Genomic DNA, 18066 nt, shown 5'->3' on the forward strand with positions numbered 1-18066 from the left:
GGTTAATTTAAACTTTCATTAATAAGAAACAATTTTAATTTAAAAATGTAAACCTATTTATTAAAAATATTATTTTTAATTTCGCTAATATCAGATTTTATATCTTCTACAATATTTAATTTATCACTTAACATTGTAATTATATTTTGATAATTTTTCTCTCTCTCTTCCTGTCTTGTATCTCTTTTTTCCTGTGCTTTTAAAATATAAAAAATTAAAGAAATAGATAAAACTGCCCATATTCCTTGAGTTGCTGCAACTTCAAACAATTTTTCTTCCATATAATTCATCGCCTGCCTTTAGTATTTCTATTTTCAATAATGCAAATGCTTTCTTTTTTTGTTTATAAATAGCTTGTCTTGAAATGCGTAAAATTTGAGATAATTCAATATCAGAATAACCATAGTAAAATTTTCCTAATATTATTTTTTTTTGTATAGTACTTAAATTTTTTATTAAACTAAAAAGATTTGTTAGTTCAAGACTTGAATAGCAATCATAACAAACAAATTCAGTCTCGTAAGTAGAGATATCAATTTTTTTTCTAATATTGGTTTTTAAAATATTTATATATTTGCTATTAAATGCGGAGTAAATGTAATTAACTATTTCACCATCACCTCTATTTTTAAATTTATTAAGATCAATATTTTTAATAAATTCTAATAAAAAAATGGTTAAATCGCTTTCGGCTTCTTCTTCATAATTTAATTTTCTTCCAAATTTCTTTATCATTGGCAGAAACTTGTGATACAAATAAATTATATATTCTTCATTATTTTTTTGTGATAATTTAAAGTACTCGTATAAACTTCTTTTCATTAGTTATCCCCCCTAATAAATAAGAACAAAATTCGCAAGTAAAATGTTAACCGTTTTTTAAAATTTAAACGAACAAAAATTCGATACAATATATAAATCGACATTCACACGAAAAACTTAAAACAATAAAATCTGTTATCGGGGAAAGCAAAGCCTAACCCGAAAGGGTACGCTCCAAGAGAAAAAAGGACTTGCTAAAATGAAAAAGAAAAGTGTAATTTAAAAAAAACGAATCTTGGCAACTAAAGAAAAAATGAGATACACAAAAAACAACTTACTACAGTTCATAAAGAACAGTATCAGAGCTGGCACAAATAAAATCGAGTTACAAATAACGAGTGAATATATTATGAGTATAAAAGGCACTTAATTTATAAAATTCAAAATGTAATTTAAACAACACGATTTATAGAAAAATGACATCAATTTATAACAACCTGTCTGATTATAGAACCGACTTTATTTTGCTATTAACAAAAATATAACATATAATAAAAATAACCATTAACAATAATTGCCAAAGGGAAATTTAGATGATTATAAATATAACTTTAGAACTAAAAAAGCATATTTTTATAAGTGCAGTAATTATTTTTGTATTAGCAAATTCTATACTTTTAGCAGGGTGCAGTAACGTAGAGTCTAATTCAGATTTAGAATATTATAAAAGTGAAAATGAAGAGTTAAAATTAAAAATTACAGAATTAAAAGAGAGCATAAAAAACTATAATAGCAACAAAAATATGTTAAATAACAATCTAGAAGAAACAAATATAGAGATAAGTAAAATATTACATGTTAAGGAAATCGGTGAAATATACTATATAGTCTTAATGTTTAATAGCAATGATGTTAACGATGTTCAATTATGGTAGTATGCAGAAAATTCTTCTGCCAGGATATTAGCGGAAGGGATAGATATAAATATTGAAGTCAGGGATCAATATCTATATTACAGTGTATTGAAGAATGTAAGAAATGATGAATATGTAAAAGAAGTTTTGAAAATTGATAGCGAACATAATAAAAGCGTGATTTATAAAGGCAAAAATGTTGAAATTAGTTCAAGTCCAGATGGAGAACATTTTATCATTATTGAAAACCCGGGAAATTATATAGAACCAGATGATATGGATTCAAAGAATGTAAGAAACCTGAAAATACTTGACAGACAAGATAATATAGTTTATGACGAGATTATAAAATCTAATTTGCAAACAGAGCTAGAACCTTTAGGATGGAATAATTCTAAGTTTTGGGCTACATTTAATTACGCAGGAGGGCGGCCGGAGTTCTTGGTGTTGGATACTGAAAAATTGCAATATGAAGTAATAGAAAACAATGCTGACTATTTTAAATCTGAATTGAATATAAGAACTGGATGGATTTGCTATAGCGATTTTCCACAATTTCGGGATATTGATGCTTACAATGATTTTTTAGAAAGCACCAAAGAAGTTAATTTATTTTTGTATAATGTTTTTACCAATAAAAAAATAAAAATTGCAACATCTATTGCTAAAACATTTGGCCCAAAATGGATAGATGATTACACATCGAGTATAGCGACCCGAAAAATAATGAAAGAATATCATATAACATAAATTAAATAAAATACATGTAAAATGAAATTCTCTAATTTATTAAATGATCGCTGTTTTATTGAGTACAAATAATGCTGCTTTATTTAGTTATTTTTCCTACACAAAAAAATAATAAATTACTTTAGTTTGGAATAGAATAAAAAATCAAGAATTAGAGAAGATACAGAATTGTAAGAAAGCCATGCTAAGAAAATCAATAAAACTAGTATTAAAGCAGTTCCTATTTTAAAGCCTTTATACCTAAAAGAACAAGAGCAAATTGTTATTCCTATAAAAAGCAAAAGGAGGAGAATAGAGAATGTAATAAGTTCTATTGTTTTTTCTGAATTTATTTTCATCAAGATATGAAGAAGCATTGACATATTTTATACCTCTTTAAAATTAAAAATATAATAGAAAACTCTTAAAACATTATATCATACAAAAATGTAAAATAATAGAAAAATAGAAAGATGCATTTTGCTCCTATTTACTACTTACTACGATTTGTTAAATTTAAACTGTTTCAACCACAAGATGGGCTAGATTGTGGGACCCACAGACCACCATTTTTTTAGTATACTTATATTTCGCCATGATGGCAAGCTGCCTTCCTGATGCTAACGGAGCAATAGCTTCTAGATAATCAATAATTTGAGTTTTGCATTTTGTCTTAAATGAGCTAAGAATCATATTGATTACAGCTCCGCATAGCGAAGTAAAAAATGTAAACCTTATACTTAATACATACCGAGCAAAAGTTCCTTTAATTAACAAAAGTTTGTTAGAGGATTAAAAAAAGAGCTACTGCAATCTAGTATTTTGGCTGCAGTAGCTCCTTTATATTTTTTAATAATCTGTATAATGTCTTGTGAAAGTAGGCATTCCAGTTTGAATCCAACCACCGTCAGAGCCGTGAACAACATATTTAAAATTCTGTGCTACATCATAATATATTACTGGATAAGAACCAAGCATAGCATCTAACGCATCTTCATAAGCATCCTGTAAATCAGCGTTATATTGAGCAATTTTGCCGTTTCCATAATTTAGAACCTCTAATAAAATTGCCGTAGCCACAGCAAGGGGTGATTTTGCAAATGCAACAAATGCGGCACATACAGAAGTGATTCCAATAAATTCATTAGTGGCATCTACTGCATCTTCTGCTGCATTTCTCATTTTCTTAATTCCAGCTTGATACATCATAGTTGTAACTGTTTTTGTATCTCCACTACTAGGCATATTTTTGTCTCCTTTCTTTTATACTTTATAAGGCAAACTTTTAATTCCCGGGTCAATTTTGTCTTACACTATATAAAAACAACTTTCTTGAATTAAATGTAAACCTATTTTTGTAATTTTTTTAGTCTTTTGCCTGCACTAGACATACATACTGGATTATAACTCTTGTCGATCTTTGAATATTGGAAGTATAAAATGTCTTGACAGCCGATGCATTATGTGTAATCATATTGTTATATTTTAGGTAATTATTGGTAGAATGGCATTTTGTGCAAATTATTAAATTTACTAAGGATTTTTTTATTTGTAAAATCACTAAATTTAAAAACTTTCATAATTTATATAAGTGTTTGTAATTCCAGACATTTTAAATTATAAATAGGGGGGTAGAAAATATCGTGTTTAAGAAAAAAAAATTGCTTTTTATTTTAGTAATAATTATTATTTCTCTATGTATTTTATTTCAAAGATACCAGTATAGTATTATAGTTATGACCTCTGGAGGAGCAATAAGGACTGAAGAAAAAATAATGTATGGTGAAGAAGTAATAGAGAAGAAAGAACAGATCAGATATCTAATGGAAATTTTCAATGATAATCAAAAACTTAGAGATATTCGTAGAGAATATTCTAGAATAACAGATACAATGATTCCCGTTGAAGGGAAAGTTGCTTTTGACTATGCAATTGTTAAGCAGCAATATATTGTAGATAAAAAACTTGGCTGGATACCAATTGGATTGCCTGAAATCAAAATATTCGAAAAAAATGATTAGGATTAATAGGCTGATGGAAAAAAGCGAAATGAATTTTATTGAAGTTTTGACATATTTAGTAACTTTATTAAAAATATAATAGAAAACTCTTAAAACATTATATCATACAAAAAATTACTACGATTTCTTAAATGATCGCTGTTTTACAGATGAATGAATTGACAAATGTAGTATAATTAATATCAGCGAGAAAATTTGAATCGGAGAATAAAATGGAAATAATACATGTAAAGGGCGGAACGTACTGCATAGATTTGGAAGAGGCTTATGTACCGTTCTATAAAATAAATGACAGAGATATTGTTTTGATGGATACAGGATATATAGATGACAGAGATAGATTGGAATCGGTGATTGAAAAGCATGATTTTAATTTAAAAGGTATCATTACCAGCCACTGCCATCCGGACCATATTGCAAATAATCAATATTTTAAGGAAAAATACAACTGCATAATAGCCGCACCTGAGTTTGAGGCGCATCTATGCAGCTCATTTATAAATCTTAAGAGCTTGTGCAGCTTAATTACGCTTGCTGAAATTAAAGAGCAATACTGGTACATGTTTTTTGAGACAGATGTATATATATCGGACAAGCAAGAGAGTATAAACTTTTGTGGAGTCGATTTTAAAATAATGCATATTCCGGGACACAGTTCTGCTCAAATATGTATAATTACTCCGGATAATGTAGGTTATGTGGCAGATGCGTTGGTAAGCTATGAATTGATAGAATACACTAAAATTACCTACGGCTACATATTGACTGAGGATTTGAAGAGCAAGCTCAAGCTGCTGGATCTAAAATGCGACAAATACGTAGTTGCTCACAAAGGTATTTATGACGAAATAACGAATCTGACGGCAGATAACATAGAATTCTATAAGCGCAGGGCAGAAAAAATTTATGAGGGTATTAAAGGCAGAATGACAATGGAGGAGATTACTAAGGCCGCTTCGTCCAGTTTTGGCATAAAGCTGAGCAATATATACAAGTATGACTTGGTTTCAAGGATGATTGGGTCATACGTAGATTACCTTGATGAAACAGGAAAAATAAGAGCCGTCATTGACGACGGTTTTCGAAAATATGAAAGAAACGAATAGTGCAACGTTGTAGTGTAAGTTTATTTAAGCCTCAGGCTGCTGCTTCGTCAGCAGACAGTCAATATTCAATTGCGAATGTTGACTGCCTTTTATATTGCAAACTGTTTACAATTCAATAGTGCCTGTCCTGAATGCTTCCATCATTTCTCCGGTGAGGCTTATTTTTAAATCCGCCGGAGGGATGTCTTTTCTGTCAAGCCATTCTCCGACAGCAAGCTCATTTTTATCAAGTGTAATAGTGTCATCACCGTCAAGTTCTGCATAAAATCCTGAAAGGAGAGTATCAGTAAACGGCCATGGCTGGCTTTTATAGAACTTCAGGTTTTTAACCTTTAAACCTACTTCCTCCTGAACTTCCCTGTGAACGGTCTGTTCCAGACTTTCACCTATTTCGGCAAAGCCTGCAATCAATGCATATCTGCTGTAGCTGCGTCCTGCATACTTAGTGAGCAAAAGCTTGCTTCCGTTGTGCACGGCTACTATGACGCATGGAGAAATAGTAGGGTATGTATGAAATCCGCAGGATTCGCAATAAAGCATTCTTTCCATGTCTGATTTTTTAGTAGGATTGCCGCATTTGCTGCAGAATCGGTGGTTGGTATACCAACGGTTAAGTTGGCGTCCCACAGCGCCGGCAAATGAACGCCAGTACTTTGTTTCAGTTCTGAATTTATTTGTGCTTACATAGACCCAACCATCGACCGAATCCAGGCCCTTTTCATCTACCATGAAATAGTTGATATTGTCAATATTAAAAAGAAACTGTGACTTGTCTGCCAGATGTGGAAATTCTTTTTCATAATCAGAAAAAGAAGGATACCACAGCTTGTCTTTGTCCTCTCTGACAAGTACCATATCTTCGTCGTAGGAGAGAAACAAATCTTGTGGCTCAGCCTTTTTATTTTTATAATTATTGTAAAAAACTTTTGGAGCTATATCCTGAATCATAATGTACCTCGTTAATTTATGTATATTGCCATTATAGCACAGTTAGTCAATATGTTTGTTATTTATTAAATTTAATTGTTAAATTTTTATGAATATTGAAGAAATATGATATGTTTGGTAAAATATATATAACAGTTTATAATAGACGTTACTTATGAGATAAAATTCAACAAAATGGTGTTTTAGAGTTATTTTTGTTACAATTCTTCCACGCATATAACTAGAATGAAAGGAGTCTTTTCACTGTATGAACAAAAAGCCGATTATTGCAATAATGTACGATTTTGATAAAACATTATCTCCAAAAGATATGCAGGAGTATGGCTTTATAAGCGGTCTTGGTATGAATTCTGAGGAATTTTGGGAAAAAAGCAGGATGAACATGGTTAATCACAACATGGATCAAATACTTGCATACATGCTTACAATACTGCAGGAAGCTGAGGGCAGAATGCTTCTGACAAGAGAGGTTTTCAATGAGCTGGGCAGAGATGTTAAGCTATTTGACGGTCTCGATACATGGTTTAAACGTGTTAATGAATACGGCAGGAGTCTGGGAGTTGTTGTAGAGCATTATATTATTTCCTCCGGATTGAAGGAGATAATTCAGGGAACAGAAATTGCCCGTGAATTTAAGGAAATATATGCTGCTGAATATTGCTACAATGAAAAAAATATACCCATATGGCCGGCAATGGCCGTAAACTACACCAGCAAGACTCAATTTTTGTTCAGAATAAACAAGGGAGTGCTTGATGTAACAGAGCACAAGGGATTAAACGAATCAACACCTGAGGAGAAAAAAAGAGTTCCTTTCAGAAACATGGTATATGTAGGAGACGGTCTGACGGATGTTCCTTGCATGAAACTGGTAAAAAGCAACGGAGGACATTCCATAGCGGTATATTCCCAAGAGAAAAATGTGGCTGACAGTTTAATGGCGCAGGGCAGGGTGGATTTTGCCGTGCCCGCGGACTATTCAAAAAACAGTCAAATTGAAAAAATTATTTTTGCAATACTGGACCAGGTAAGGGCAGTCCACAGGACTATACAGCTTCAGAAAAAGAAGTGAAAATAGAAAGCGGTTTAAAACAATATTAAAAAATATATTTAAAGGAGATATAAAATGCCAGCATTAAAACTAAATGCTATAGATGCAAAAAGAGCATTAACAATAAGTAAAGGGTTGATAGATGAGCTTCAAGAACTGCTTCAGTGCCCTAGAGACTATTTCAGCATAGAGGTTCCTCAGTCCAAGTATATAATGGACGGAAAATTTGTAGGAGGACCGCATATGGTGGAAGTTTATTGGTTTGACAGAGGCCAGGAGGTGCAGGATAAGGCTGCGGCAATAATTACTAAGCACATGAGTACAATAGGATATAAAAGTTTGGATATAATTTTTCATATGCTTGAAAAAAATAAATATTACGAGAACGGGGAACATTTCTAGAGCTTACTCAGTGTTTTTAATTTAGTAATTAACAGCAGATTCAATTGAAGCAACAGCAATATAAAAAGGAAGGGAAGGATTATTATGAAGTATGATTTTACCAGCATTATTGACAGACAGGGAAAGGACGCTATAGCTGTCGATTTGGCACATGGATTAGGCCCTGGACTGCCAAAGGAAGGATTCGATGTAATACCGATGTGGGTTGCAGATATGAATTTTCCTGCACTCCCTGCAATTCAGGAAGCAATAATTGAGCGTGTAAAACATCCGATGTTTGGATATTTTCTGCCGAGGCAGGAATATTTTGATTCAATTATTAATTGGCAGGAAAAACGAAACGGTGTAACCGGATTAGAGGCAAAGCACATAGGATATGAGAACGGAGTTCTTGGATGTGTTATGTCTGCCATCGATTCATTTTCTGCGCCGGGAGATTATGTGCTGCTTCATTCGCCTACATATATAGGATTTACTAAAACTTTGGAAAACAGCGGCCGAAGAATTATTCATTCAGATCTTGTACAGGATGAAGAAGGCGTATGGCGCATGGATTACGAGGACATGGAAGCTAAAATTAAGGCTTACAAGATTCATGCGGCAATATTCTGCTCACCACACAATCCATGCGGTCGGGTATGGGAACGTAAAGAAATCGAGATGGCAATGGAAATTTACAAAAGAAATGACTGCATAGTTATTTCCGATGAAATATGGAGTGATATTACACTTTACGGCAACAAGCATATTCCTACACAAAGTGTGAGCGAGGATGCAAAAAACCGTACTATTGCCGTGTATGCTCCGAGCAAGACATTTAACCTCGCCGGTCTGATAGGCGCATATCATATAATATACAGCAATTATCTTCGTGACCGGGTAAGATCACAGAGCGGCAAATCACACTACAACAGTATGAATGTTCTTTCGATGCATGCACTTATTGGAGCGTACAAACCTGAAGGGCATGAATGGGTTGAAGAACTGAGGGAAGTAATAGCTGAAAATGTTGATTATGCATACAAACATATAGTTGATAATTATAAGGGAGTTAAGCTGTTTAAGCCTCAGGGAACATATATGCTTTACCTTGAATGCGAGGAATGGTGCAGTGAGCATAACATGACATTGGACGAGCTTTACAAGGCCGGAACAGATGTTGGAGTAAGCTGGCAGGACGGACGTCCTTTTAACCACTCGTGCACATTGCGAATGAACCTGGCTCTGCCAAAATCACGAGTAATTGAAGCGTTTGATCGCCTTGATAAATATGTTTTTAATGTAAATAAATAGACTTCATATAAAGAAAAACCCCTGTTGCTAATCTGGCTTCAGGGGTTTTGTACTCAGAGACTACTGACGCAAATCAGAATTTATCGTAATAAATTTTCTCTGATGGTATATCCTTGAGAAGCAGAGCCTGAACTATTGAGTCAATCATTGCAGGACTTCCGCACAGATATGCAGAATAATTTTCGCCCTTCTCTATATATTTGTCAATGGCTGCAGGAACACGTCCTTTCTCACCATGCCACTCTTCGGATTCTTCTCGAGAAAGTGTAGGAACAAATTTAAAGTCATTAAGCTTTTCCTCAAAACCCTTAATTTTATCCAGCAGGAACAAATCCTTCATAGTCCTTGCTCCAAAGAAAAACAGTACTTTTCTGTTAATGTTATTGTCCGCCATAAACTGAAGAATTGACATAATCGGAGCCATGCCTGTTCCTGCTCCGGCAAGTATAATAGGTCCATCGTCCTCATGGTAATAAAAATCACCGTAAGGTCCGTTCACATGCACGTCATCACCTTCCTTCAGGTGGTGGTGTACATATGTTGTTGCAATTCCTCCGGTATAGCCTATCAGCAGTTCTACGGCATGCTTGTCGGTTACGGACGATGCTATTGAATAAGCTCTGTAAACCTCTTCGTCGTTACCCTCGTATGCAGGAGCTTTTAACTGAATATACTGTCCAGGTTTAAAGCTTATTTCTTCATTGCCAAAATTAAATCTCAGCAGTTTTATGGTAGGTGTAAGCTGTTCAGTTCTTTCAACAACCGCAGAATATTCCCTTACATTGAAAAGTTCTTCAGGTATGCTGATTTTTATATTCTGTTTTACCTTGCATTGGCAGGACAATCTTACGCTATCTTCAAGCTCTTCCTTTGTCAGCAAAGGCTTTTCAGTTGCAAGCACAGGGCCTCCGCCTTCGATAACTTTGACCTTGCAGTATCCGCAGGAGCCTTTTCCACCGCATGCGGACGGAATAAAAATTCTTTCTGAACGCAGAGTGTCTAAAAGACTGCTGCCTCCATTGACAACATACTCCTTATCATCATTTATGGTAAGCACTACTTCGCCGTAATTTCCTATTGTTCTGCTGGATATTGTAAGCAGTGCGGCAAGCACAGCGGTAATACAGCTTACAACAATTATAGTGGTTATTATTGTATTCATAGCCGCCTCCTACTGTATTTGTACCATGCCGCTGAAGCCGATAAATGCAAGCGCCATAATTCCTGTAATAACTAAAGTTATAGGCGTTCCTCTAAGGCCTTCGGGTATGGATTTTTCATTCAGTTTTGATCTTATTCCTGCCATAGCTGTTATTGCAAGAGCCCAGCCTAATCCCGAGCCGATTGAATACCCAACTGTCTGCATGAAATCATAGCTTCTTGTAACCATAAACAGTGATACACCAAGTATGGCGCAGTTAACGGTTATAAGCGGAAGAAATATTCCAAGGGAATAATACAGTGTTGGCAGATAACGTTCCAGAACCATTTCAAGGAGCTGGACAAAAGCAGCAATAACAAGGATAAATATTATATACATCAAATATTCCAAATTAAAAGGAACAAGGATTGTCCAATAAACCATGTAGTTTAAAATTGTAGTTGCGGTCATAACCATTGTTACGGAAATTCCAAGGCCTATGGCGGTAGGTATTTCTTTTGATACAGCTATGAATGAACACATTCCCAAGAAGTTTGAGAAAATCATGTTGCTGGTAAATATCGCTGCAAAAAATATTAATATAGGGTTAACTTCTATCATCTTTTCTCAACTCCTTTTCTTTCAAGCTTAAGCCTTCTGTTGTTTGCTGCCCACATAACACCTGCAAGTATGAAAAATGCCGACGGAGGCATTACCATCAGTGTCCATCTGGTTATAGTATCCGGAAGTATTTGCATTCCAAATACTGTGCCGAATCCCAAGGATTCACGCACAAATGAAATTATCATAAGAACTGCAGTATATCCAAGACCGGAAGCAAGCCCGTCCATAAAAGACAACATCGGAGGGTTTGACTGTGCAAAGCCTTCTGCCCTTCCCATAATTATGCAGTTGGTTATAATAAGGCCTACATATGGGCCCAATGCTTTACTCATTTCAGGCATAAGCGCCTTTAAAGAAATATCGACTATTATAACATAGGACGATATAATCAACACCTGAACCATCATACGTATGTGCTTTGGTGTATATTTTTTTAATATAGAAACCGTCAGGCACGAAAAAGCTGTTACCAATGTCAGTGCAATTCCCATTATCAGCGAGTTCATCATCAGATTTGTAACCGCCAGGGCTGAACAAATGCCTATTACCTGAACAAGTATTGGGTTTTCGGTAAGTATTCCCTTTTTAAATATCTTTCTTATTTCAGATTTTTTAGCCAATTATTTCACCCCCTGCATTTCTAAAAAATTATAGAGATCTTCGTTTACGAGTTTAACAACGGCTGCAGAGGTCAGTGTGGCACCTGTAATTGCATCAACATTACTTCCTTCCTTGGGAGAAGATATAATGTAATTTCCATCGGTTACGCCTTGGATTGAAATATTTCTGAACTGATTCTTATAGTCATACTCAGATATTCGACCTCCAAGTCCCGGAGTTTCAGACTGTGTAACAAACTCTATACCTATAATTTTGCTAAAGTCCTTGTTCAATCCTACATATCCGGATATTGTTCCCCAGAGTCCTGGACCATTAACAGGAACCGCATAGGCTGTTTCTGTATTGTTTTCAATCAGTGCATACACGGTAGTATCACCGATCTGTTTCTGTCTTATTTTCTCATCAAATACTTTCTTAATTTCATGTGCGTCATCATTTTCAGGCAAAACATCAAATATGTAAAGAATTTTCTGCCTCAGTTCACTTTCCTGATTAAAAGCAATGGTATCAGCAAGTATATGGTTAAAAGATGCCAGCACGGCAATAAACACAATTGTTATAACAACCATATAAATAATTGGATAGAAGAAGGAATTTTTCATGACAGTACCTCCAATTTTCTTTTTTTCCTGGCTGAATAGTCCTTAACGAAATAATCCATAATCGGAGCAAAAGTATTACCCATCAATATGGCAAACATCATTCCTCCGTTAAATAGAGAGAGAGACCGTATCAGCAGTGTAACCGAGCCTATAATTATCCCGTAAATCCACTTAGCCGTCTTAGTTTTCGGAGCACTTATGGGATCCGTAGCCATGAATACAGTACCGAACAGGAATCCTCCCATCATTATACCGTACAAAGGATTTATTACAGGGACACCAAAAAAATAAAGCACTGCACTTGCGGCAACATAACCCACAGTAGTTGCAGTCATTATCTCCCATGAAGCAACTTTTTTATAAATCAGGTATATGCCTGCCAGAATTATCAAGATTTTTGATGTTTCACCTATTGCGCCGGGTATGTTTCCGATTAAAAGTGATTGGAAATCCAAAAGCTTTGCCGTATTATTGAAAAGTATCATCGGAGTTGCTTCCGATACAGCATCTATTCCCGTTGTAAGGTATGTCCCAAATCCTCCCGGAAAAGAAGAAGCCGCTTGATTCCAAGAAATCGTAAGTGCTTCCGGAAAGTTAACATAGACAAAAACTCTTCCCACAATTGCCGGATTAAAAACATTTTTTCCAAAACCACCAAAAAAAAGCTTGCCGAATAAAAGGCCGAATACTATTCCCATCACAGCAATCCAGACAGGTATAGAAGCCGGCAAAGTCAATGTATACAGCACACATGAGACAAATACTGCCTCAGATGCTTTTTTTCCATAATGCTTTTCCCATAAATATTCCGTAATGACCCCTGCTGCAGTAACTGCCGCCAGCAGGGTAATAACCCTGAGTCCAAACAGATACACGGAAAAAACAGCAATCGGTATTAGAGAAAACAACACTTTTCGCATCATTTTCTGATTAGTAAAATTGCTTTTTAAAAATTGATTCAATATTGCACCTCCATTTATTACACAACTTACATTACTACTTTATACCACAGTTGTGAAATGTCAAAACATTTATATAGTAAGATTAAAATATTTTACATGGAGGTAAAAAAGAAACTTGAGTTCATTTGAAAAAAGGTGGGATGTAAAAGAAAGGCTTGTTTCAACATAAATATTAATTATTATGCATATATATTTATAAACTTTCGTCCTCTAATTGAAAATATGAAACTATGTAATTTCAATGAAAAATGATATTGTAAATTTTGAAAATTATTAAATTTTGCTTCTCGTGTATGTAAAGTGATAGTTTTTGATATTTTATTTTTCAAATTTTTGTATAATATTACATACGCCTTGCCGCAGCTTTATCCTGCGCAGTTATATTATGTCCGTATAATATTTTTGTTACAGAATTCCTGCTACCGGGGGAGAAAGCATAATTTGCGGATGGAGTTAATGATAGTATGGGGAGGTATATATGAAATAAGAAAAATACTGCAAAACAAACATTAATTATATACTCTAGATATTTTTAGACAATTATAATAAGTAAGCCTTTATAGAATAACGGCTAAATTTAGCCGAAAAAATGGGATTGATAATACCTATGAGGAATTGAAGCTTGCAATCATTGATTATTGAATCAAGTTTAGCTTCGATTTATGATCAAGGACGAAAATTAATAACACTAATAAATGCCCATCTGACACAGCTGTTGTATCAAATGGGCATTTATTTTAATAGACGCTATGTTATTGAGTCTTTTATGATAAAGATAGGTTCATTTTTTGTATGGCAAAGTTCAGAAATTTCAGTTGTATTTCTTAAATCTTTTATTGGACTAAGTTGATGAATTTTAAAAATGATTGCTGTAGAGTTATAAATCCGATATGTTCAATAGCGACTGTATGTTATCTTGTTTCAAAATTTCTTGATGTAAAATAGTAAGTAAGTTTTTTATATACTCATTCTCTTTTTGTGGATTAAAAATGGCGTATATGGTTCTTTCAGGCGGGGGAGAACTTAGTTTCTTAGTTGTTAAGTCATTATTCTTAAGAAGAAAGGTTGCAACGGAAACAGGTGCAATAGTCCATACATTTTTTTGTAACATAAACGTTTTGTACACTTCTATGTTTTCCAAATCTGCTTTGAATTTGGGGAAAGAACCAAACCAGTAATTAAACCAAGTGTCTGATTCGATATTCCATTGAATATGAACACAATTTTCTATGATTAAGTTTTCAGGAGATACAATATCCGGATAATCGGAATCCTTGCCACATATAAAAACCATATTTTCCTTGAAGATTGGAAGGATGGTCAGAAATTTTGAAAATTGACATTCGGCTATGAATGCAATGGCGTTAGGAGAATTTTCAACAAATTTATAGGATTCTGCAGAATGTTGATTGCGTAAGACTAGGGTAATCTGCTTGTTTTCGTCTAGAAAATTGTAGTATACATTAGGCATTATACAGGTGTTTATACTTTCCATAGCAGAAACAACAAATTTAATACGTTTATTTTTATTTGAAATATCATTAATTTTAGAGTATAATTCTAACCATTTTTCTGCAATAGATATGAAAGATTCACCTTTTTTGGTTAACTCGATCTTTTTTCTTCCTTTTTTTCGAATAATTAGTTCAAAGCCGAGTTCTTTTTCCAATGATTGAAGGCGCCTAGTCAGCGCAGGCTGAGTTATAAATAGCATTTCAGCAGCTTTAGTTAGATTATTACATTTAATTATTGCAAAAAATGCTTCAATTTCAAAACGAGTCATAATACTAACCTTGTATAATGAAAATACGTGGTTTTCATTACCCTTTCTTTAATGATTTAAAGTATATATATAAAGTAAACATTCGTATTTTAAAATATTTTACTAGCGTTTCAAAGACGTGTGCTAACCCGCCTGTTTTATCCTTGATAGATTCTGAAAAATAATGATACATGGATTTGAGAAAAATTTCTTGATTTTTATTTAATTTTATTAAAATATAAAGCTATATTTATAATTATATACGTTAATTATGCATTTTACAATAGTAAGATAGTAATCTATACTTTAAAAGTAATCGATTGCAGAAAAGTTTTTCTAGTTTATCTAAATTGAAGGAGTGTTAAGATGAAAAAAAGTGTTAAAGCTAAAAGAAAGCCCAAAATGTGGGAGGCGCTTTTACCACTGATAGCAATGCTTGTTATTGTTATTATAGGAAAGGGTGTCTATAATCTGCGAATAGAAATATTGATGCTTTTAGCAGCAGGAATAACTTCTATTATTGCAGTTCGTGTTGGAGTAACTTGGGATGAAATGTTGGAGGAAATAGCTAGCAAAATTCACAAGAGCATGGGTGCATTGCTACTTTTGATTATTGTAGGTACCATTATAGGTAGTTGGATGGCTAGCGGTACTATACCAATGCTTATTTACTACGGTGTACAGATTATAAGTCCACGTTGGCTACTAGTTACAGCTTTTCTGTTATGTGCCATCGTATCCGTTGCAACCGGTTCATCATGGAGTTCTGTAAGTACGGTAGGAGTTGCTATAATAGGTATAGCAACTGGCTTTGGAAGCAATCTTGCAGCGGTTGCAGGTGCAGTTGTAGCAGGTTCATACTTCGGTGATAAGATGTCTCCTTTATCAGATACAACAAATCTATCTCCATTGGTATCAGGAGGAGACCTATATGAACATATTAAGCATATGTTTTGGACAACAATACCTTCTAGTTTAATAGGACTTGTTATATATGCAGTTTTAGGACTTACAAGCCCTTCAGCAGGTAGTGCTACTTCTGAAACAGTAGTTAATATGATTAATAATTTAGATTCTATGTATAACTGGAATATCATTATTTTATTACCTATGATTATAGTTCTTGCTGGTTCTATAATGAAAATGCCGTCTATACCTGTTATGCTTTTATCTTCACTAGTAGCAAGCATTGAAGCAATTGTTATACAAGGAATATCTATAAGTAACGTATTTATTGCAAACGTTAGTGGTTTTAATACAGGTATGATAACAATGGAAACTTTCAACCCTGATTTGTTGATACCAGAAGTAATAAAGTTATTAAACAGAGGTGGTATGATGAGCATTATGGGTACAATTTTGCTTATTCTATGTGCATTTGGCTTCTCTGGTATTTTAAGTAGTGCAGGATGTCTAGAAGTGATCCTTAATAAACTAACATCTTCAGTAAAAACAGAGGGTGGTTTGATATTGTCCACTGTTATATCTACATTTACTTTGGCTCTTACAACAGGTTCTGTTCATCTTACAATTCTTATTCCTGGTGAACTTTTCAAAGATATTTATGCACAACGAGGCCTAGCACCTGAAAACTTGTCGAGAACACTGGAAGATGCGGGTACAGTTACCGTTCCTCTTATTCCTTGGTCTAGCTCTGGCGCATACATGACTGCTTGTTTGGGTGTAGCTACAATGGCATATTTGCCATGGGCATTTATGTGTTATTTGTGTATAGTATTTGCAATAATTTACGGATATACAGGAATAGGTATTAAACGCAACAAGACAGAAAAAATTTCATAATTAATAATAAGTGGGGTATATACATGAATAAATATAATTTTGAAACAGTAAAATCAAGATATAAAAAAGGTTCGGCAAAATGGGACGAGATGGAGAGAGTAAATCCTAATGTATCTAAAAACGTAATTCCATTCTCAGTTGCAGACATGGAAATAATGACAGCACCTGAAATTGTAAATGCATTAAAAGAGTTCTTGGATAATGAAATACTTGGTTATGCTAGTGCTAGTGATTCATATAAAGAAGCTGTTTGTGGCTGGTTAAGACGAAGACATAATTGGACTATTGAAGATGATTGGATTTGCAACACTCATGGTGTAGTTGATGCATTTTACACAGCCATTAAATCGTATACGAGTGAAGGTGAAGGCGTAATGCTAATGACACCGGTATACTACCCTATGTATCGTGCGATAGATGCAAATAAACGAGTTCTCGTTGAAAATAAGTTGAAACCAGTTGGAAATACATACGAGATAGATTTTGAAGATTTTGAAGCAAAAGCAAAAGATGAAAATACAAAGCTATTGATATTATGTAGCCCTCATAATCCATGCGGCAGAGTATGGACAAAGGATGAATTAATAAAGATAGGTGAAATATGTTTAGCAAACAATGTAATTGTTGTGTCGGATGAAATTCATTTTGACTTTGTGTCCCCTGGATACTGTCATACAGTTTTTGCTACACTCTCAAAAGACTTTGAACAGAATTGTTTAGTGTTAACAGCACCAAGCAAAACTTTTAATATAGCAGGTCTGCAGACATCAAATATCATTATCCCAAATGCAATGCTTAGAGAAAAATTCATTGCAGAGTTAAAGACAACATCTGTAAATCCAAAGTGTAATATTTTAGGATATGAGGCTTGTAAAGCTGCATACAATGAATGTGATGAGTGGCTTGAACAGTTGAAGGCACTAATTGAGAAAAACAGACAGACTATTGTCGATTTCTTTGCAAAAGAATTCCCTCAAATTAAAGTATATGATTTACAAGGTACATATTTGTTGTGGATGGATTTTGGTGCTTTAGGAATAGAATGTCATGAGCTTGAAAAAATTCTTCATATGGAGGCTGAAGTATTTTTCGATGAAGGCTACATATTTGGTGAGTGTGGAGAAGAATTTGAACGATGGAATTTGGCATGTCCTAATAAGTATATTGTAGAGGCTTTAGTGCGTATAAAAAAGGCATTAAATAAACATATATAGCAATAATTTTGAGATAGGATATTCTCTTTTTAAATTTAATATTTAGCTAACTAAGAAGCTTGGAAACATGCTTCTTTTTTAGTGCTAAAACTCATTCTTTAAATCAAATTA

Annotated in this window: 19 protein-coding genes and 1 pseudogene; 9 read left to right on the plus strand and 11 right to left on the minus strand. The window is 33.9% G+C overall.

Features of this window, described 5'->3' with window-relative positions; translation table 11 throughout:
- Positions 1-53: 53 nt before the first annotated feature.
- Both ACS3UD_RS15070 and ACS3UD_RS15075 read right to left on the minus strand, forming a co-directional pair.
- A complete protein-coding gene (locus ACS3UD_RS15070; protein WP_308138826.1) occupies positions 54-281 on the minus strand; it encodes a BhlA/UviB family holin-like peptide in 228 nt (75 codons plus the stop codon).
- On the minus strand, positions 262-822 hold the full coding sequence (locus ACS3UD_RS15075; protein ID WP_308138825.1) for a hypothetical protein: 561 nt from the start codon (positions 820-822) through the stop codon (positions 262-264). Before ACS3UD_RS15075 ends, ACS3UD_RS15070 begins: the two co-directional genes overlap by 20 nt.
- A 533-nt stretch (positions 823-1355) precedes the next feature.
- Between ACS3UD_RS15075 and ACS3UD_RS15080 the strand changes: the two genes are divergently transcribed.
- Positions 1356-1697, plus strand: a complete 342-nt coding sequence (locus ACS3UD_RS15080) for a hypothetical protein (RefSeq protein WP_308138824.1) — start codon at positions 1356-1358, stop codon at positions 1695-1697.
- Positions 1698-1823: 126 nt separating this feature from the next.
- Positions 1824-2426 (plus strand): hypothetical protein, encoded by a 603-nt coding sequence (locus ACS3UD_RS15085; RefSeq protein WP_440977693.1) that lies wholly within the window; start codon positions 1824-1826, stop codon positions 2424-2426.
- Positions 2427-3254: 828 nt separating this feature from the next.
- Here the strand turns inward: ACS3UD_RS15085 and ACS3UD_RS15090 are convergent.
- Positions 3255-3650: a hypothetical protein gene (locus tag ACS3UD_RS15090; protein ID WP_308138821.1), complete on the minus strand. Its 396-nt coding sequence runs from the start codon at positions 3648-3650 to the stop codon at positions 3255-3257.
- Between the two features lie 398 nt (positions 3651-4048).
- On the opposite strand from ACS3UD_RS15090, the gene ACS3UD_RS15095 reads away from it, so the two are divergent.
- Both ACS3UD_RS15095 and ACS3UD_RS15100 read left to right on the plus strand, forming a co-directional pair.
- Positions 4049-4426: a hypothetical protein gene (locus ACS3UD_RS15095; protein ID WP_308138820.1), complete on the plus strand. Its 378-nt coding sequence runs from the start codon at positions 4049-4051 to the stop codon at positions 4424-4426.
- 212 nt (positions 4427-4638) lie between these two features.
- Positions 4639-5532, plus strand: a complete 894-nt coding sequence (locus tag ACS3UD_RS15100) for an MBL fold metallo-hydrolase (RefSeq protein ID WP_308138819.1) — start codon at positions 4639-4641, stop codon at positions 5530-5532.
- Positions 5533-5637: 105 nt separating this feature from the next.
- Here ACS3UD_RS15100 and nudC read toward each other — a convergent pair whose 3' ends face one another.
- Complete coding sequence (gene nudC, locus ACS3UD_RS15105) at positions 5638-6480, minus strand: NAD(+) diphosphatase (protein WP_440977694.1); 843 nt, start codon at positions 6478-6480, stop codon at positions 5638-5640.
- Positions 6481-6727: 247 nt separating this feature from the next.
- Here nudC and ACS3UD_RS15110 point away from each other — a divergent pair, with 247 nt between their 5' ends.
- The 3 genes from ACS3UD_RS15110 to ACS3UD_RS15120 all read left to right on the plus strand — a co-directional run bounded on the left by ACS3UD_RS15110 (position 6728) and on the right by ACS3UD_RS15120 (position 9226).
- Positions 6728-7552: an HAD family hydrolase gene (locus tag ACS3UD_RS15110; protein ID WP_308138817.1), complete on the plus strand. Its 825-nt coding sequence runs from the start codon at positions 6728-6730 to the stop codon at positions 7550-7552.
- Positions 7553-7606: 54 nt separating this feature from the next.
- The gene (locus ACS3UD_RS15115) at positions 7607-7933 is read left to right on the plus strand and encodes a DUF1904 family protein (protein WP_308138816.1); all 327 of its coding nucleotides are present in this window, start codon (positions 7607-7609) and stop codon (positions 7931-7933) included.
- A gap of 84 nt (positions 7934-8017) precedes the next feature.
- Positions 8018-9226 carry a MalY/PatB family protein gene (locus ACS3UD_RS15120; RefSeq protein WP_308138815.1) on the plus strand — a complete coding sequence of 403 codons (1209 nt, stop codon included), beginning with the start codon at positions 8018-8020 and terminating at the stop codon, positions 9224-9226.
- Positions 9227-9299: 73 nt separating this feature from the next.
- Here the strand turns inward: ACS3UD_RS15120 and ACS3UD_RS15125 are convergent, their stop codons facing one another.
- From ACS3UD_RS15125 to ACS3UD_RS15155, 7 genes and pseudogenes are all read right to left on the minus strand, one after another.
- Entirely contained in the window at positions 9300-10388 is a 1089-nt protein-coding gene (locus tag ACS3UD_RS15125; RefSeq protein ID WP_308138814.1) for an NADH:ubiquinone reductase (Na(+)-transporting) subunit F, read from the minus strand.
- A gap of 9 nt (positions 10389-10397) precedes the next feature.
- On the minus strand, positions 10398-10988 hold the full coding sequence (locus tag ACS3UD_RS15130; RefSeq protein WP_308138813.1) for an NADH:ubiquinone reductase (Na(+)-transporting) subunit E: 591 nt from the start codon (positions 10986-10988) through the stop codon (positions 10398-10400).
- Entirely contained in the window at positions 10985-11611 is a 627-nt protein-coding gene (locus tag ACS3UD_RS15135; RefSeq protein ID WP_213925872.1) for an NADH:ubiquinone reductase (Na(+)-transporting) subunit D, read from the minus strand. The genes ACS3UD_RS15130 and ACS3UD_RS15135 overlap by 4 nt, the downstream gene beginning before the upstream one ends.
- Positions 11612-12214, minus strand: coding sequence for an FMN-binding protein (locus ACS3UD_RS15140; RefSeq protein WP_308138812.1), 603 nt, complete (start codon positions 12212-12214; stop codon positions 11612-11614).
- A complete protein-coding gene (locus ACS3UD_RS15145) occupies positions 12211-13176 on the minus strand; it encodes an RnfABCDGE type electron transport complex subunit D (protein ID WP_308138811.1) in 966 nt (321 codons plus the stop codon). Before ACS3UD_RS15145 ends, ACS3UD_RS15140 begins: the two co-directional genes overlap by 4 nt.
- Before the next feature lie 759 nt (positions 13177-13935).
- Positions 13936-14031 (minus strand): annotated as a pseudogene (locus ACS3UD_RS15150) (prevent-host-death protein); the annotation flags it as partial.
- A 22-nt stretch (positions 14032-14053) separates the two neighbouring features.
- Positions 14054-14959, minus strand: a complete 906-nt coding sequence (locus tag ACS3UD_RS15155; protein WP_308138810.1) for a LysR family transcriptional regulator — start codon at positions 14957-14959, stop codon at positions 14054-14056.
- A 345-nt stretch (positions 14960-15304) separates the two neighbouring features.
- On the opposite strand from ACS3UD_RS15155, the gene nhaC reads away from it, so the two are divergent.
- Together nhaC and ACS3UD_RS15165 are read left to right on the plus strand one after the other, a co-directional pair.
- Entirely contained in the window at positions 15305-16741 is a 1437-nt protein-coding gene (nhaC, locus tag ACS3UD_RS15160) for a Na+/H+ antiporter NhaC (protein ID WP_308138809.1), read from the plus strand.
- A 23-nt stretch (positions 16742-16764) separates the two neighbouring features.
- The gene (locus ACS3UD_RS15165; protein WP_308138808.1) at positions 16765-17955 is read left to right on the plus strand and encodes a MalY/PatB family protein; all 1191 of its coding nucleotides are present in this window, start codon (positions 16765-16767) and stop codon (positions 17953-17955) included.
- Positions 17956-18066 lie beyond the last annotated feature (111 nt).

Source organism: Sedimentibacter sp. LTW-03 (genome assembly GCF_052059825.1).
In the GTDB taxonomy this organism is placed as follows: domain Bacteria; phylum Bacillota; class Clostridia; order Tissierellales; family Sedimentibacteraceae; genus Sedimentibacter.